Origin of the sequence: Gordonia aquimaris (assembly GCF_026262595.1) — a bacterium.
GTDB lineage: Bacteria > Actinomycetota > Actinomycetes > Mycobacteriales > Mycobacteriaceae > Gordonia > Gordonia tangerina.
The window spans coordinates 56,281-72,720 of the sequence record NZ_JAPKFM010000019.1 but is presented as its reverse complement, the minus strand read 5'-3'; the positions used below and the strand labels follow the sequence as shown (position 1 = coordinate 72,720).

14 protein-coding genes, 1 tRNA gene and 3 pseudogenes are annotated in these 16,440 nt (G+C 65.9%); 11 read left to right on the top strand and 7 right to left on the bottom strand.

Features of this window, described 5'->3' with window-relative positions:
- Positions 1-56: 56 nt before the first annotated feature.
- A complete protein-coding gene (locus OSB52_RS17110) occupies positions 57-506 on the bottom strand; it encodes a DUF1214 domain-containing protein (protein ID WP_266062834.1) in 450 nt (149 codons plus the stop codon).
- A gap of 68 nt (positions 507-574) precedes the next feature.
- Here OSB52_RS17110 and OSB52_RS17105 point away from each other — a divergent pair, with 68 nt between their 5' ends.
- Entirely contained in the window at positions 575-823 is a 249-nt protein-coding gene (locus OSB52_RS17105; RefSeq protein WP_266062833.1) for a hypothetical protein, read from the top strand.
- 21 nt (positions 824-844) lie between these two features.
- Here OSB52_RS17105 and OSB52_RS25180 read toward each other — a convergent pair.
- Both OSB52_RS25180 and OSB52_RS17100 read right to left on the bottom strand, forming a co-directional pair.
- Positions 845-1,138: pseudogene (locus tag OSB52_RS25180) on the bottom strand (DUF1254 domain-containing protein); the annotation flags it as partial.
- Between the two features lie 249 nt (positions 1,139-1,387).
- Complete coding sequence (locus OSB52_RS17100; RefSeq protein WP_266062832.1) at positions 1,388-1,810, bottom strand: hypothetical protein; 423 nt, start codon at positions 1,808-1,810, stop codon at positions 1,388-1,390.
- Between the two features lie 218 nt (positions 1,811-2,028).
- Between OSB52_RS17100 and OSB52_RS17095 the strand changes: the two genes are divergently transcribed.
- The 5 genes and pseudogenes from OSB52_RS17095 to OSB52_RS17075 all read left to right on the top strand — a co-directional run bounded on the left by OSB52_RS17095 (position 2,029) and on the right by OSB52_RS17075 (position 7,602).
- Positions 2,029-4,758, top strand: a complete 2,730-nt coding sequence (locus tag OSB52_RS17095; RefSeq protein ID WP_266062831.1) for a cation-translocating P-type ATPase — start codon at positions 2,029-2,031, stop codon at positions 4,756-4,758.
- Positions 4,759-4,932: 174 nt separating this feature from the next.
- On the top strand, positions 4,933-6,156 hold the full coding sequence (locus tag OSB52_RS17090; protein ID WP_266062830.1) for an alpha/beta hydrolase: 1,224 nt from the start codon (positions 4,933-4,935) through the stop codon (positions 6,154-6,156).
- Positions 6,153-6,677, top strand: a complete 525-nt coding sequence (locus OSB52_RS17085) for a hypothetical protein (RefSeq protein WP_266062829.1) — start codon at positions 6,153-6,155, stop codon at positions 6,675-6,677. Before OSB52_RS17090 ends, OSB52_RS17085 begins: the two co-directional genes overlap by 4 nt.
- 103 nt (positions 6,678-6,780) lie before the next feature.
- Positions 6,781-7,266: pseudogene (locus tag OSB52_RS17080) on the top strand (dihydrofolate reductase family protein); the annotation flags it as partial.
- Positions 7,267-7,395: 129 nt separating this feature from the next.
- The gene (locus tag OSB52_RS17075; RefSeq protein ID WP_235722016.1) at positions 7,396-7,602 is read left to right on the top strand and encodes a hypervirulence associated TUDOR domain-containing protein; all 207 of its coding nucleotides are present in this window, start codon (positions 7,396-7,398) and stop codon (positions 7,600-7,602) included.
- 32 nt (positions 7,603-7,634) lie between these two features.
- Here OSB52_RS17075 and OSB52_RS17070 read toward each other — a convergent pair.
- From OSB52_RS17070 to OSB52_RS17060, 3 genes and pseudogenes are all read right to left on the bottom strand, one after another.
- Positions 7,635-8,408: pseudogene (locus tag OSB52_RS17070) on the bottom strand (enoyl-CoA hydratase-related protein).
- 168 nt (positions 8,409-8,576) lie between these two features.
- Complete coding sequence (locus OSB52_RS17065) at positions 8,577-9,431, bottom strand: hypothetical protein (RefSeq protein WP_266062828.1); 855 nt, start codon at positions 9,429-9,431, stop codon at positions 8,577-8,579.
- 609 nt (positions 9,432-10,040) lie between these two features.
- Positions 10,041-10,114 (bottom strand) — tRNA-Gly (locus OSB52_RS17060).
- 177 nt (positions 10,115-10,291) lie between these two features.
- On the opposite strand from OSB52_RS17060, the gene OSB52_RS17055 reads away from it, so the two are divergent.
- The 3 genes from OSB52_RS17055 to OSB52_RS17045 all read left to right on the top strand — a co-directional run bounded on the left by OSB52_RS17055 (position 10,292) and on the right by OSB52_RS17045 (position 12,601).
- Positions 10,292-11,080, top strand: coding sequence for an SDR family NAD(P)-dependent oxidoreductase (locus OSB52_RS17055; protein WP_266062827.1), 789 nt, complete (start codon positions 10,292-10,294; stop codon positions 11,078-11,080).
- 83 nt (positions 11,081-11,163) lie between these two features.
- Complete coding sequence (locus tag OSB52_RS17050; RefSeq protein ID WP_266062826.1) at positions 11,164-11,796, top strand: TetR family transcriptional regulator; 633 nt, start codon at positions 11,164-11,166, stop codon at positions 11,794-11,796.
- Between the two features lie 16 nt (positions 11,797-11,812).
- Complete coding sequence (locus OSB52_RS17045) at positions 11,813-12,601, top strand: SDR family NAD(P)-dependent oxidoreductase (RefSeq protein ID WP_266062825.1); 789 nt, start codon at positions 11,813-11,815, stop codon at positions 12,599-12,601.
- Between the two features lie 9 nt (positions 12,602-12,610).
- Here the strand turns inward: OSB52_RS17045 and OSB52_RS17040 are convergent, their stop codons facing one another.
- Positions 12,611-14,047, bottom strand: a complete 1,437-nt coding sequence (locus OSB52_RS17040) for a hypothetical protein (RefSeq protein ID WP_266062824.1) — start codon at positions 14,045-14,047, stop codon at positions 12,611-12,613.
- Positions 14,048-14,291: 244 nt separating this feature from the next.
- On the opposite strand from OSB52_RS17040, the gene dcd reads away from it, so the two are divergent.
- Positions 14,292-14,867 carry a dCTP deaminase gene (dcd, locus tag OSB52_RS17035; RefSeq protein ID WP_235721898.1) on the top strand — a complete coding sequence of 192 codons (576 nt, stop codon included), beginning with the start codon at positions 14,292-14,294 and terminating at the stop codon, positions 14,865-14,867.
- A 119-nt stretch (positions 14,868-14,986) separates the two neighbouring features.
- A complete protein-coding gene (locus OSB52_RS17030) occupies positions 14,987-16,396 on the top strand; it encodes a UDP-glucose dehydrogenase family protein (RefSeq protein ID WP_266062823.1) in 1,410 nt (469 codons plus the stop codon).
- The last annotated feature ends 44 nt before the right edge of the window (positions 16,397-16,440 follow it).

Below are 16,440 nucleotides of genomic sequence, written 5' to 3'. Positions count from 1 at the left end.
GCGCGCTTGGAGTCGACTTGGTCGTGGACGCCGGGCTGGTCTGATTCCCGGCCGGGCTACCGCGGCACCACCGGTGGTGGCACGTATGTGTTGTTCGCCGCGGCTGATCCGGGCACGACGAGATAGAGGCGCAGCATCACGTTGAAGGGACGGAAGCCAACGGGCAACCAGTTGGCCTCCGGCACTCCGGGAGGCCGCACCCGTGCGATGTGGATGGAGATGGAACCGTCGCGGTTGCGTACCAGGCCCGGTGGATAGCCGGCGACGACGTACTTGTTGATCGGATTGAGGATCATCTCGACGGAGTTCGGCGTGTCGGCCGTCAACAACCATAAGCGGGAGGCCTCGGGGATCACCGATGCCGGAAAGGTGAGGACGTAGCCGCCGGGCCTGGCTGCCGTCGAGCAGTACGCCGGCTTGGTCGCGGAACGCGTGGTAATAGGCGGCGGTGGCGATTCCGTTGCCGAACTGGATGAGCTCGGTGAGCGACGCGCGGTCGAGGACATTGTCGCCCCAGTTGCCGAGGTTGGTGAAATGGATCCAATTGTTGCGGTACCGGTTTCCGAGGTAGTTGTTGATCAGCGCGGATGAGATCGGTGCCGACGGCGAAGATCCGATCGAAAGCGGTTGCCAGGGTGCGTTGTCGGGCGACAAAAGAAGGCACCCGCGCCGCATTGTCGGCCGCACGCTGGGTTTGACGCAAGAACTCGACTGGTGCGGTTTGGATCAGCGTGTCGGCGAGGGGCTTGACGGGAAGGGCGAACTCGGCCACCGGGCGGATGCGGTGGGGCGAGTCGTAGACGTTTCCGTAGGCATCGAGTAATAGGACCGAATAGCTGACCGGTGTGTTGGGTACGGTCACCATCACCGGCCCGACCGAGGTGTCGACAGGCGAACTGGCATACAGGGTGTCGTCATTGATGTCCACGACGCCCTGATAGAGCGGCGAGATGGTGTCGGTCCGATGAGTCCGTTGTGCGGGGCGACGTCGAACTGGGTTTGCGCGAACCACAACGGATAGAACGTCTCCACCTACCGCTACGTCAGCGCGGACACCGTGTCGGCATGAGCCGGCACAGAAATCAGCGCGGCGGCCGCGACACAGGCGACGGCGACCGCCATTGTCGCCCGAAACCATACTCGCGCAGCAGATCTCGTGAACCGAGCAGGACTGGTGAACCGGGCAGGGCTAGTGAACATGGCGGCGGCCTCCGCACCTCGCGTTCGACGAAGTGTCCGCACGGAAATCGCGGCCGGGCCCGAGCCGACCTGCGCGATTTTGCTGCGAGCCGGGTGTTGCCGGTACCGAAATGTCGGAATCGGTTCTCTGCGTGGATGGTGACGGGCGCGTGCTCGCCGCGCGGTCAGAGCCGCACGGCGGGCGTACTCAGCGGTGGGTCGGAGTGTCGTCGGGTCCGGGCTCCACGGGAACCTCGGGCGATGCTCCGTTGCGAGTGCCTCGGTCGTTCTTGACGTCGGGGTCGAGCTTGTCGGCGCGCGCGAACTCGCGCTCGACCTCGGTACGGGATTTAGCGGCGTGGCCCTGGTGGGTCTGGGCCTCTTCGTTGAGTTGTTTGGCCTCGGCGGCCTTCGCGTCGGCTTCGGCCTGGGCCTTGCGAGCGCGGGCGTCGGCTTCCTCGGCGATCGCCTCGCGGTGGCGGACCTCGGACACCTGCAAAGTGGCGTTCTCGCGGATCTCGTGTGCTTTGCTGCGGCGCCGCACGGTGCGCTGACGCAAGAGAAGGGCGATGACTGCAAGTACGACGATCACGATGACGACGGCCAGAATGATCCAGACTGCGGTGTCCATGATGTTTCTCCTCACTCGAGTGCACCGGGAGATACCCAGACGGGGTCGATCTCAATCGCGAACCGCGAGGTGGTTTGCGATTTTGTGCGCTCGAGATCGGTGAAATCCGGCATCGCGCCCGATCGTCCGGCATGATTGTCTGGTGTTTCGCCGAGAAGGCGGGGCGGTCCTCGCCTGGTCGTGAGGCCGCCCACGGGCTCTCTGAGAGGACCACTTCCATGGCTTCCACTGGTGTCGCAGCGCCTTTGACCGATGCCTACCTCCGCGACACGACCGGCGTGGCCGCCGCGCTCGACGTCGACGCCCGCGTCGGGCTGACGTCCGCGGAGGCCGCAGGTCGGTTGGCACGTTTCGGCCCCAACGAGGTGACTCCCGAGCCGCCGCCGACACTCTGGGCGGTCTCCCGTGGTCAGCTGGCGAATCCGATGAACATCATGCTGCTCATCGTTGCCGTCGCCAGCTTCGCGATCGGCCAGTTCGCCACGGGCATCGTGGTAGGGCTGCTGGTTGTGTTCAACGTGGTGATGGGCACCAAACAGGAGATGAAAGCCCAGGCCAGCGTCGACGCGCTCGCCCAGTTGCAGGTTCCGGTGGCGCGGGTGCGCCGTGACGGACAGGTGGCCGAGGTGCCGGCCGCCGAGCTGGTACCCGGCGACATCGTGCTGGTGGAGGCGGGCGACCTCGTTCCGGCGGACGGACGACTCCTCAACTCCGCGACTTTGGAGGTTCAGGAGGCCGCGCTGACCGGTGAAAGTGCGCCGGTGCCCAAGGACTCGGCGCCGATCGCGGGCACGGAGGTCGCGCTGGGTGACCGCACCAACATGGCATTCCAGAACACCCAGGTCACCCGTGGGTCGGCGCAGTTCGTGGTGACCGCGACCGGAGCCGGCACGCAGATGGGCCGCATCGCCGACATGGTCACCGCAACCAAACGGTCCAAGTCGCCCCTGCAGCGCGAACTCGACGGGATGACCAAGGTCTTCGGTTTCCTCGCCTGGGGTGCCGTCGCGATCATCGGCATCATCGGACTTCTGCGCGGACAGAACGGCGAAACCCTAGCGCTACTGTGTATCTCCACCGCGATCGCGTCCATCCCCACCGGTCTGCCGACCTTCGTGCAGACGATGTTGTCCTCGGGTGCACAACATCTCGCCGACGAGAAGGCGGTGGTCAAGTCGCTCGCCGACGTCGAGACCCTCGGCGGCACCACCGTCATCAACTCCGATAAGACCGGCACGCTGACGATGAACGCGATGACCGTCACGGCGCTGTATGCGGGGGACCAATGGTTCCGCGTGGAGGGTTCCGGCTACGCCAAGACCGGCGCAATCCTCGGCGCGGCAGGCGATCTGCCCGACTTCACGCCACTCGCGTTGGGGTTGTGTCTGTGTTCGGACGCCACAGTCGCCGACGACGAATCGATCATCGGCGATCCGACCGAGGCGGCGTTGGTCGTGTTGGCCGCGAAGATCGGGGTGGACGCCGAGGCCACACGCCGAGCCATCCCGCGCGTCACCGAGGTCCCGTTCGACTCGGACTACAAGTTCATGGCGACATTCCACGACCGCCCCGACACAGTCCACGGCACCGTGGTGGACCAGCCCCATCTCGTGGTGGTCAAGGGAGGGCCGGACGTCGTGCTCGATCGGTGCTCCCACGCGCTGCGGCACGGCGATATCGTGCCCGTCGACCAGATGCGCCAGAACATCCTCGACGCCAACCGGGAGCTGTCCGAGAAGGGATTGCGCGTGCTCGCGTTCGCCGCCAAAGGGCTCGACGACACTGCGATGGCAGCTGCCACTGCTGACCCGATGGCCGCCGTCGGTGATCTCGTGCTGATCGGGCTCGTCGGCATCATCGACCCGCTGCGCGCCGAGGCGACCGCGGCTGTGCACACCGCGCTCGGGGCGGGGATCGATGTCCGGATGATCACCGGCGACCACACCATCACCGCTCGGGCCATCGCCGACCAACTCGGTCTGGGACCTGGCGTCATCACCGGCACCGATCTGCAACATCTCGGCGACGACGAGGTCCGGGCGCAACTGCCCGACCTGCATGTGTTCGGCCGGGTCGCGCCCGAGGACAAACTGCGGTTGGCCCGGCTCATGCAGGAGGACGGTGACGTGGTCGCGATGACGGGCGATGCCGTCAACGATGCGGCGGCTCTCAAACAGTCCGACATCGGCGTGGCCATGGGCAGCGGCTCGGAGGTGACCAAACAGGCCGCCAAGATCGTGCTCACCGACGATAACTTCGCCACCCTGGTGCGCGCGGTCGAACTCGGCCGCGACATCTATCGACGCATCTCCTCCTACATCCGGTTGCAGCTCACCGTGTTGTCGGCGGTGCTGCAGATGATGGTGCTGGCGACGATCCTCAACATCAACGGCGGCGTTGCACTGTTGCCGATGCAGCTGTTGTTCTGCAAGTTCTTCGTCATCGTGACGGTGGTGGTCGGGTTCATCGTCGACGCCTCCGATCCCGGCGTCATGCAGCGGCCGCCACGCGCCCCGGGAACACGGATCGTCAACGGCCCACAGATCGCTCGCTGGGTGATCAGTGGCTTCCTGATCGCGGGTAGTGCGCTCGCAGTTCTGCAGTGGGGGCCGGACGAGCCGTCCGCCGATCGCGGTTCGGTGGCGATGACGATGGCGTTCGCCGTGGTTGCCTTCAGCGGCGTCAACCTCGGCGTGGTGATGCGCCGGGAACGTGAGGCGCCGTGGTCGTCGCCGGTGTTCCCGTACTTCGGGTGGCTGATCGGCGGCTGGTCGCTGGCGTGGGCCGCCGTGGAACTCGGTATGCTCCAACGTCTGCTGGACACCGTGTCGCTTTCGGGTGGACAGTGGCTCGTCGTCCTCGGTCTGTCGCTGGTCGCGCCGGCCTTTGTCGGGATCGACAAGGCCATCCAGTTGCGGCGCATGGCATCTGTCTCCGGTGGCTCCTGAGGCCCGTCACCACCTGTTCCCCCTGGAACGAGCTTCACCTCCGGATTCCTGGGGAGCGAGCTTGCGAGCGTCACCGTTTGTTCCCTGAGGAGCGAGCTTCACGAAGGGCACGGACAGCTTTAACCGTCGCCGGCCACCGTGACACACTGGTCGCAGGACGTGAGGGGTCCATCGATGACGACGGCGACGAACCAGGAACGGGCCGGGAGTGTCCGGTCCGCGCTGGACAAGGTGCGTCCCGGCGCGTCGCCTCCGGACCTACTCGGGATGACGGCAACCGAACGCGCCCGCTGGTGGGCTGGGCTCACACCCACCGAGCAGGTCTCAGTCGGGCTCGCTTTTCCCGAGATCATCGGTGTCGGACAGGGTTTGCCCGCATCGGTGCGCGACAGGGCCAACCGCCTGCTGCTCGACCGCGACCTCGCCCAGGCGCAGGCTGTGGTCACGCTCGGGGATCGCAGCGACGATGCCCGGAGAACACTGCGCAACGCACAATCGGTGCGCGCAGGCCTCGTGAAGGCGCAACAGACGGCACCTGGCGCCGCGGTCACGCTCTATGCCTATGACCCGCACGCTTTCGGCGAGGACGGCAAGGCCGTCGTCGCCGTCGGTGATCTGGACTCCGCGCGCAACGTCGCATGGTTGGTCCCGGGCGCCGGCACCGAGATCTCCACGACCCCGGGCAACGTGCAGAACGCGGCCGACCTGTACAAGCAGGCCGGCGGGGAGCTCGGTGATGTCGCCGTGGTGACCTGGATCGGCTACGACGCACCCAGCGGTGCCGATCTCGGTGCGATCGTGGGGACCGGTTCGGCCCGCGATGGCGGTCGGATGCTCGCCGATGACATCGGCGGGTTCATCGCCGCTCGAGAACAATTGGGGGTCGGCGATGACGACCACCTCAACCTCGGACTCATCGGTCACAGCTATGGATCGACGACGGTCGGCTGGGCCGGCGACAACGGGCGCCTGTCCGGTGCCCTCGACACGGTCACGATGCTGGGGTCGCCGGGTGCCGGTGGCGTCGCGACAGCCGATGAGTTCGGGATCGGGGCGCGCAACGTCTTCGTGGGTGCGGCATCCGACGACGCCATCGGACATCTGGGCGGGGCCACGTCGACCACCGGCATCGGCGGATTGGGTATCGATCCCGCCACAACCGCTTTCGGGGCGCAACGTTTCCGTGCCGAGGGCGGCGACCTCGCGCCGGTTGTCGGCAACCACAGCAGCTACTTCCAGATCGGTTCGGAATCGTTGGAGAACCTGGGACGGATCGTGTCGGGCCGAGGTGGTGACATCACGCGCGAGAACCGACGCAGCGTGGCAGATGTCGTGGCCGGTCAGCTGTCCGGCGGGCGTCGCGATCCGGCCGTCGACTCCCGAAAGGCAGGACGGTGAGAGCGAGTTCCTCAGCACCACTACCAGATCGGACATCAGCCGTCGACGATGAACGGCCACTGACCGCTGCGCAGAGCGCGGTGGTGCGCCGACGTGCCAGGGAGGTCACGCAGGCAATCATCGACCTGCTGGTCGACGCCGAACACGTCATCCTCGACGATCGGGCATCCACCGAGGAGTGGGCCGGCTGCTGCGCCGTCGCCGATTCGCTCACCTACGGCACGCATTACAACGGTGTGCTGTACTCCGCACACATCGTCTTTGCATCGGACGTCGGCATCGACGTCGGGCGCCTGCACGAGGTTCTCGCTCCGGTGGGTATCGGGTGGCATGACGATGACCCCGGCCTCGGCGCGGTGGGGATCTTCCGGGTCGCTGTCGACACCACGCGGCTGCACATCCGGCTGACCACTCCGTGCTACTTCATCCGGGAACTCGGCGTTGCCGACGGCGGCACCTTGCCCGCTGTCGAGATCACCACGGTCACCGGGTTTCTCACCCGCTCCTGGGTTCGCCGCTAGCGATCTGCGCCGATCCCCCGGGCGAGTAGTCGGCCGATGAATCACGGCCGCGGGTTTTGTCTGTTCTTGTGGCACGCGATCGAGATCGAAGAGAGGAGAACACATGCGCAAGCTCGTCGTGACTCAGAACATCACCCTCGACGGTTCCATCGAGATGCTGACCACCTGGTTCGACCCGACCGAGGACGCCCCTGACCTCATCGAGGAATCGCACCGACAAGACGCCGCGGCGGAGGCCCTTCTGGTGGGACGACAAACCTTCGAAGATTTCCGTGGATACTGGCCACACCAACACGACGATCCGACTGGCATCTCCGACTATCTGAATGCGGTGCACAAGTACGTCGTCTCGTCGACGATGACCGACCCCGCCTGGCAGAACTCGACTGTGCTGGCGGCCGAAGACGTGGCGCGGCAGGTGAACGACCTCAAGCACCGGGACGGCAAGGACATTGTGGTCACCGGCAGCATCTCACTGACACACGAGCTGATCTCGGCGCGGCTCGTCGACGAGTTCCGGCTCTTCGTTTATCCCACGGTGCAGGGACGCGGACGCCGCCTGTTCCCGCAAGGCGCTGAGCCGCCGCAGTGGTCTCGGTCAGCTGGATCCTGGCGGGTGCTGTGGCCATCCCGTGATCTGTCCGGCGTTGTGTCTCGACTTCACACCATCGGCGTCGTAGGCCGTTTCCTCGAGGCTGCGGCGGGGCATGCTCGTGACATGGCGATCAGCAAAGACGACAAGGTCGAATGGAACACGTCGCAGGGCACGACGGAAGGACACGCCCGCGAGAAGCGGGTCTCGGAGTTCACTTTCGAGGGGCAAAAGTTCAATGCCAGCAAGGAGGAGCCGTACTGGATCGTGGAGTCGTCGAAGACCGGCGCCAAGGCTGCACACAAGGAATCGTCCTTGACGAAGAAACAGTGATGCTCAGAAGCGGGTCACGGTGTCTCGGCCGATCATGAGTCCGTCCACACCGGATCACGCTTGCCGAGGAACGCAGACATCCCTTCCTGGGCGTCGCAGGTCAGTGCGTTCGTCGCCATCGTCTCCTGCATGAGCGCATACGCGTCTGCTTCGCTCTCATCGATCTGCTGGTAGAAGGCCTTCTTGCCGATAGCAACCGTCATCGCGCTCGACGCCGCCACCTTCTGCGCCAGGTCCATGACTGTCGAGCCCAGCGCGTCGTCGTCGACGACGTCGTTGACCAGGCCCCAGTCGGCGGCCGTGGTCGCGTCGATTGCGTCGCCGGTGAGCAGCATCTTCATGGCGCGTTTGCGCCCGACGGCCCGGCTGAGGGCGACCATCGGGGTGGAGCAGAACAGGCCGATCTTGACGCCCGGCGTGCTGAACATGGCCGAGCGTGCGGCGACGGCGAGATCACACGTCGCGACCAACTGACAACCGGCGGCGAAGGCAAAGCCGGCGACCTCGGCGATGACTGGTTGCCGAACGGCGTGCACCGCCGAGATCATCTCGGTGCACGCGGAGAACACCGCGCGTTCGTCGTCGAGAGTCCGGTCGACCAGTTCGGACAGGTCGTGGCCGGCGGAGAAGGCCGGACCGAGTGCCCGGATCACGATCACCCGGACCTCGGACGTGAGGCCGAACTCGTGCAGCGCGGCCGTAATCGCCGTCATCGTCTCGGTCGACTACGGATTGCGGCGACGTGCATCGGTGAGGGTGATCACCCCGATGCTGTCGTCGCGGGTGATGTCGATTCCGTGTGACATGACGGCCTCCTTGCCCGAGTCCCCCCGGACGGTTGTAGCACGCACGCCCCGCCCGGACAGGCCGACTGCCACACGTGTTCTTCCCCGGGTTTCGTTTCGCTCGCCGCCGAGTAACAGGCGGGAAGGAAACGATGCCCGGGGAAGAATGTCAGCTTTCGGCGATCGGGGTCACGGAAGCTTGGATAGCGCGTCTGTGATGCCCTTGATGGCTCCGTTGAACTGCTTGTTGGCGTCGTCGAGCGTCTTGTCAATCGTCGTGCGTACCGTCTGCTCGACGTCCCGCTGGGTCTTGTGCCACTGTGCCGTCGTCGGCATGCCGAGGTTGTTGTTCCCGAGGGTTTTTGCTCCGTCGCCCTTGCGCAGGCCGAGTTTTTCGTCGTGAATCATCATCGCAGTACCGACGCCGCCCAGTGCCGCACCGACACCCGCAGCCGTCCAACTGACCGCGAGGGTCGCCGCCGCTCCGGCCACGAATCCGACCGGAACTCCGATCACTCCGCCGATGACACCGCCGGGAATCGCGCCGATCCCGCCGGCCAGGCCGCCTATGCCGGCACCGATCGCGGCGCCGATCACGCCTCCCGCTGCCGCGCCGCCGATGAGCGCCACGGTCTCGAAGGCCAACAGGGGCACCAAGGTGACATAGCCCGCGACCTGCGCGCCGGTCTGCGCATCGCTGCCGATTCGCTGCCAGTCGGCGGGGGTGAAGGCCCACGGGTTGACGTTGGGTGCCCTGGTCGGAATCGCGGATGCCGGCAGCACGATCACCTCATCGGCGACATCGGTCGGAGTGGTTGCCGCCGGCTTCCCGGTGAGCCGATCCGACTGCGTCGACGGGATCACCTTCATCACCTGTTCGGACGCACCAGTCGTCAGCTGCGCCGGCGCAGTGGTCACCGGCTGCACCGCCGGCGCAGCTGCGGCGGCAGGCCCGGCGAGCTGGCCGAACTGGACTGCTGCGGACACGGTGACCGCACCGGCGATCATCTTGAGCGACGTCGTGCGCACACGCGACAATTGCATGAGAGTTCCCCTTTGATTCCCCGACGGCATGATCGGCACGATCAGCCGGACGGGCCGACCGTAGCGGATGTGGAGGTCGGACTCTGCCAAGGGGGTGGTCGGGAGTTGTCTCGATCAGGAGTGTCAGCGGCCATCCGGGTCGGACCGGAAGCAACGACATTGCGGCGCATAATCTATTGGGGGACAGATGGTTTCGAGGTGGCTTTTGGTGGGTGCAGCCGAATTGTGCCGATGTACCGTCCGTGGTGCGGCCCCGCGCAGCCGATCACGAAAGGTCGGAAGTTCATTCGCGTGAACGAACGAACCTCCGATCCCCCGCACGCCGGAGTCGGCGTGGGGGAGACGGCGGCACCTTCGAGACCGGACCGCCATTTTGGTCCGTTCCGGCGCTGCCGTACGGGAACCCGACGTTGCTTGGCCATGGTCGAAGTCATAGCCAAAACTTCCGCTCACCAGAACGCCGACGCCGTCAGGTTCACGAATCACGCCAGGCCCTTCGCGACGTGTCCAAGCCCGAAACGCGCCGCTTGTCCCGCCTCTTGCCGTGGACAGCGTCTGTGGTTGGCATCTGCGCTCACAGTGAGTATTGAGCACGATCTGACTCAAACGTGGAGCCGATGACGGGAATCGAACCCGCGTATTCAGCTTGGGAAGCTGATGTTCTGCCATTGAACTACATCGGCGTGCGAGCCGAGACTCGCGAACGACAGCCTAGCAAACGGTCGGACATGCGGTGATGCCGACGCCCCGGTGGATGGTGTGACGGGTCGTTCGGTGGCGGTGACTGCCGTTCGGCAGACGTGGGGTGCAGGTGGGTTCCATACTCGACGGACCGCACATGCCCGACGAAGGAGTCACGCGTGGACTACCGCGACAAGACCGTCCTGATCACCGGCGCCAGTGGAGGTATCGGCGCCGCTTTCGCGACGGGTCTCGCTGCCCGCGGAGCCAATGTCATCTTGGTCGCGCGCAATGAGGCCAAGCTCAAGGAACTCGCCACCGACCTGCACGACAGTCATGGCATACGTGCCGAGTACCTGGCGGCGGATCTGTCGGAGCCGTGCGCGTCCGACGACGTCGTCGAGGAACTCGATCGTAGGGGACTCGCCGTCGACATCCTGGTCAACAACGCTGGGTTCGGGATGCACGCCGATTTCGCGGAGTCCGATCCGGCGCGGATTCGTGACGCGGTCGCACTCAATGTCGGGGTGTTGACCGACCTCTGCGCCGTCTACATGTCACGGATGACACAACTGGGCGCAGGAGCGATCATCAACGTGGCGAGTGTCGCTGCTTTCCAACCGGTTCCGCACTTGGCCGTATACGCGGCCACCAAGGCCTACGTGCTGTCTCTCAGTGAGGCGCTGTGGTGGGAGGGGAAGCAGAACGGGGTCAAGGTGCTCGCCGTGTGTCCGGGGGCCACCGACACCGGGTTCTTCGAAGCTGCCGGCGCCAACGCCGATTCCGTCGGACCGCGACGGTCGACGAGCCAGGTCGTCAACACGGCGCTTCGGGCTCTCGATGCGGGCAAGCCCAGCGTCGTGGACGGGCTGTACAACCTGGTCGCCGTTGCAGTCAGCCAACTCGTCCCGCGGCGGCTTGCACCGGCCGTCGCCGAACTGGCCGTCCGGCCCAGCGCACAGGGCTGAGCAGGCGTCCGTCACTCCAGCACGGGCGAAGAACCTACCGGGAGGTTTGTAAAAACCAACCGACAGGTTTACTCTTGGCAGGTGTGAGCTCTCCACAACCTTCCACGGCCAAAGGCGCCGCAACGCGAGCCCGCCTGCTCGAGGTCGCGGCCATCGGATTCGCTGAAAAGGGCTATTCGGCAACTAAATTCAGTGAGCTCATCAAAACATCGGGACTCACCAAAGGTGCGTTCTACTTCTACTTCCCGTCCAAGGCGGCGTTGGCCTCGGCTGTCATCGCCGACCAAGAGCAACGATGGGTCGACCAGGTGGAGAAGCGGGTCCTGGCCCACCAGACACCGACCGAGCAGCTGGCCGACCTGCTCCCGGCGATGCTCGACCTGCTCAAGCACGAACCCGGTGCCTGGAGCGTCGTCCGGCTGGCCGGCGAACTCGGTGCCGACGGCGCGCTCGACGGGAACGTGGCCCAGCCGACCGATGCGTGGGTGGAGTTGCTCGCCGGCATCATCCGAGCCGGCCAGAAGACGCGAGAATTCCGTGCCGAACTCGACGCGGGCGGGGTGGCGACTGTCCTCGTGGGTGCCTTCCACGGCATCAAGAGTCTCGCCGACGCCGGCACACCCGCGGACCGCGGCCCCCAATTGGAGCGTCACGCCGAGATTCTCGCCGACCTCGCGTTCGCCGGGCTCGGCATCCTCAACCTTCCGACAGCCTGACCGACAGGAGCGAACCGTGGACCACCGCGACACAACCGCACTCATCACCGGCGCCAGCGGCGGCATTGGCGCCGAGTTCGCCCGCACGCTGGCGGCCAGGGGTTCTCATCTGATCCTCGTTGCCCGCACAGAGGCCAAGCTCGCCGCACTGGCCGATGAACTGGCCGGCCGGCACGGCATTCGCGCCGAGGTCATCGCCTGCGACCTGTCGGTACCGGGGGCTGCGCACACCCTGATCACCGAGATCGACAAGCGAAAACTGACCGTCGACATGGTGATCAACAACGCGGGTTTCGGCACCCACGGCGATCTCGTCGACGCCGACCCAGGGCGGATCAGTGGCGAGGTGTCCCTCAACGTCGCTACCCTGACCGATCTCACCACGGTCTTCTTTCAGCGGATGGCGCAGCGTGGCGCCGGAACCATCGTCAATGTGGCCAGTACCGCAGGGTTTCAACCGATCCCACACATGGCGGTCTACGGCGCCACGAAGGCGTATGTGTTGTCGCTGAGCGAGGCTCTCTGGTGGGAGGGTCGGCAGCACGGTGTGAAGGTTCTCGCTCTGTGTCCGGGCGCCACCGATACCGAGTTCTTCGACGTGGCTGGTTCCGACGACGCGGCTGTCGGTGCGCGGCGCTCGACACGCCAGGTCGTCGACACCGCCTTGCGTGCTTTGGACGCCGGTAAACCGAGCGTGGTCGATGGCATGCAGAACCGAATCATGGCCGTCTCGAACCGGTTTGCGCCTCGGCGCGTGGTGCTGGCGATCACCGAGCGGGCCGTGCGGCCTCGCCGCCGGGCCTGACGGCGTCCATTACCACCGCGCAGCCGACACCGACCCTCGCTTCGTTGTCGCTCCCGTTCCAGCCGGACGCTTGTCCTCGGCCAGGCACATCGACCGCAATACGTTGTGGTACACCACAAGTCCATACAGGTTGGGTGCGCCGACGAGGCCGGTGGACTTCGGGATCATGTCCGCAGTGATGCCGGCGTCGGGAAGCAGGTCGTTGAGCAGGGCGGCGGCCGGATCGACCCCGGCTTCCGACCAGGCCAACTCGACCATGTGTGCGGTCAATGCGTACGCGTAGTAAGCCGCGGTCAACGTCTTCGTCACCGAAAGATCGGCGATCGGGGCCGTCGCCGCGAAGTCGGCACCCTGATTGCGGTTGTGGCTCAACCCGATCACCACGTCGAGTGGTGCGCCACCGACGTACGGGATCAACACGCCGATCTGTGAGATCGCGTACTCGGCGGTGTTGTAGTCGGCGGGATCGGCCGGGATGAGATTCTGATGGACCCGGGTGTTCCGCATCCACTGCGCCACACCGTCACCCATCGCAGCGATCCGGCGATCGGTTGCCGAATCAGTGGTGATCGACTGGAGATAATTCGAGGTACGCTCGACGATCCGCGACAGCGGCAGCGTGCCGATCGACGGGCAGTTCTCCGGGTCGGCGAGGTCCACCTGACCGGCGATGTCGCGCAGCAGGCCGGGCACGGCCCGGGTGAAGCGTAGATCCTTCACCGACTTGCCGGCATTCTCCTTCTCCGAATGCGTCACCGACACGATGCACGCCTCGACCAGACGTGCACTCACGGCCTGGTACACCTGTGTCGCGGCAAACACCCCCAGCAGGATCGGCAACGTGATCAACGTGCCGACCGAGATCGGCCCGGCGATCGTCGCGATCGACGGTATGGTCCGGCGTGCAATGGTGAGCGGAACCATCACCGTGACGTACAGGTACAGCCACACCGTCTCGACCGCCTGCGCGACGGTCAGGTTCTCCGCCGGAACCGCCTCGGTGGCCTCGCCGTTGCGCACGTTGAGCAACTGCGTGACGATCCACTGCGAGATCGGGTCCCGGTAGGTCATGATCGGGTCCTCGTCGTCGGCGCCGAGGTCGTAGGGGTGATTGGAGACCGCGAGTTTCGAGATTCGCAGCCCCTGCATATCGCGATGGGCGCGCGCCTTGATCGACGGTGCACGCTGCTGGATATCGGCAGGCATCGTCGGTAGCAACGAATCGAAGATCGCGTCGTAGACGGCGCCGAAGGTCGCGAACCGTGACCCGACGCATTCCTCTGGGTCGGCCGTCGTCCTCGATGGGACTGCAGCCGACGGTACGGTCGGCGCCGCCGAGGCCAGTGCGCCGACGCCCCGCTCGGTGCCGAACGACATCGCCACCGCGGTCACCACTACTACGGCGATCCCCACCACCAGCGCCCGCCGTCCGGCGTGACCACTCACATCCGACAAAGCCGACCCCCACGCTTGCGCATGTGCCCCTTTTTCCCACACGCGACGCCGGGTTCGCCCCGGACCCACCTACGGTCGTTGTCTCGCGCATGTCACGCAGCGATCACGCGAGCATCACGCGGCTCACTGTAGAAGACGATTCGACCCGTTGACCATGCTTCGGAACGATTCGCATTCGGTTCGACAGCCGGCGGCCATCCGTCGTTCACCGGCCCGCGTCGGATAACCTCACAACGTGCTCCTCTCCGACCGCGACATCCGTGCCGAGATCGCCGACGGACGGTTGGCGCTCGAGCCGTTCGATCCCGCGCTGGTCCAACCGTCCAGCGTGGATGTGCGACTCGATCGGCTCTTCCGTGTCTTCAACAACACGAAGTACACCCACATCGACCCGGCGCAGCGGCAGGATGAACTGACGTCTCTCGTCGAACCCGCGGAGGGCGAACCGTTCGTCCTGCACCCGGGCGAGTTCGTGCTCGGTTCAACCCTCGAGGTCTGCACCTTGCCCGACGACCTCGCCGGACGTCTGGAAGGTAAGTCCTCACTGGGGCGCCTCGGATTACTGACGCATTCGACGGCCGGTTTCATCGACCCTGGGTTCTCCGGCCACATCACCCTGGAGTTGTCGAACGTCGCCAACCTCCCGATCACCTTGTGGCCGGGAATGAAGATCGGCCAGCTCTGCCTGATCCGGCTGTCGAGCCCGGCCGAACATCCCTACGGCAGCTCGTCGGTCGGTTCGAAGTATCAGGGCCAACGCGGCCCGACGCCGTCGCGTGCATATCTGAACTTCACCCAGCCCGCCGACTGAGGACACCGCGCCCGATTCGGGCCGCGTTCACCGTCGACGACCTGGTGTTCACCTGATCGATCGGGGCGGGTCACGTCACCGTAGCGTCGACGACGGATACCCCGCGTACCCACAGAACCATGAAGTTGACGGTGATCGGGTGTGGCTACCTCGGGGCCACCCACGCGGCCTGCATGGCCGAGCTGGGACATGACGTACTGGGTGTGGATGTCGACGCCGACAAGGTGGCGCGGCTCCAGAACGGCGAGGTCCCGTTCTTCGAGCCCGGACTGTCCGATGTGTTGCGTCGCAATCTGGCCGCCGGACGGCTGCGCTTCACCACCGATCACCGCGAGGCAGCCGACTTCGCCTCGGTGCATTTCCTCGGCGTCGGCACCCCGCAGCAGCGTCGCGGGTACGGGGTCGACCTGTCGCACGTCGAGGCGGCGGTCGACGCCCTGACGCCGCTGGTCCGCGGCGACCACCTCATCATCGGCAAGTCGACGGTGCCGGTGGGGACCGCGGCAGCACTCGCACAGCGGATCGCGGTGCTCGCCGCACCTGACACACACGTCGAACTCGTGTGGAGCCCGGAGTTCCTCCGGGAGGGTTTCGCCGTCGAGGACACCCTCGAACCCGACCGACTGGTGCTGGGCGCCGATCCCGACCGCGACGACACCCGCGCGGCGCGAGTGCTCGCTGAGATCTACCGAGACATGCTGCAATCCGGCGTACCGTTCGTTCGAACCGACTGGGCCACCGCAGAGTTGGTCAAGGTATCGGCGAATGCCTTCCTGGCCACCAAGATCTCGTTCATCAACGCGGTCAGCGAGATCTGCGAGAACGTGGGCGCCGATGTCTCCACCCTGGCCGATGCGATCGGCTACGACAACCGCATCGGTCGTCGATTCCTCAATGCCGGACTGGGATTCGGCGGCGGTTGCCTGCCCAAGGACATCCGCGGGTTCCTGGCCCGCGCCGATGAAGTGGGCGCCGGGCGCGCGCTGCGGTTCCTGCGGGAGGTCGACGCCATCAACACCCGTCGCCGCGGCGCGCTGGTCGACCTGGTCGCCGACGCGGTCGGCGGCGACGTGTTGGGCACCAACATCGCGATCCTGGGGGCCGCGTTCAAACCGGAGAGCGACGACGTGCGGGACTCGCCCGCACTCAACGTCGCCGGTCAGTTGGCGCTGCGCGGCGCCACCGTGACGGTTTTCGACCCCAAGGCGACGGGAAACTCGCGTCGTCTGTATCCGACGCTGGGCTATGCCGACAGCGCGGTGGAAGCCTGTGAGGCCGCCGACGCCGTCGTCGTGGCGACCGAGTGGGCGGAGTTCGTGCACATGGTGCCCGAGGAACTGTCCGACGTCGTGCGCGCTCGGGTCATCGTCGACGGTCGGCGTTGCCTGGACGCCGGCGCCTGGCAGTCGGCGGGGTGGCGGTTGCATGCGCTCGGCGGCCCCATGCGGCCTGCGGTCTCTTACTTTCCCGCAGACCTGGCATCCGGCGGCGATCCGATGGCTCCGGAGATCGCCCGACCGCACGTGTGAGGCGGTCATGTTAGTGTCGTGACCGCGTGCCATGGAGCGACGTT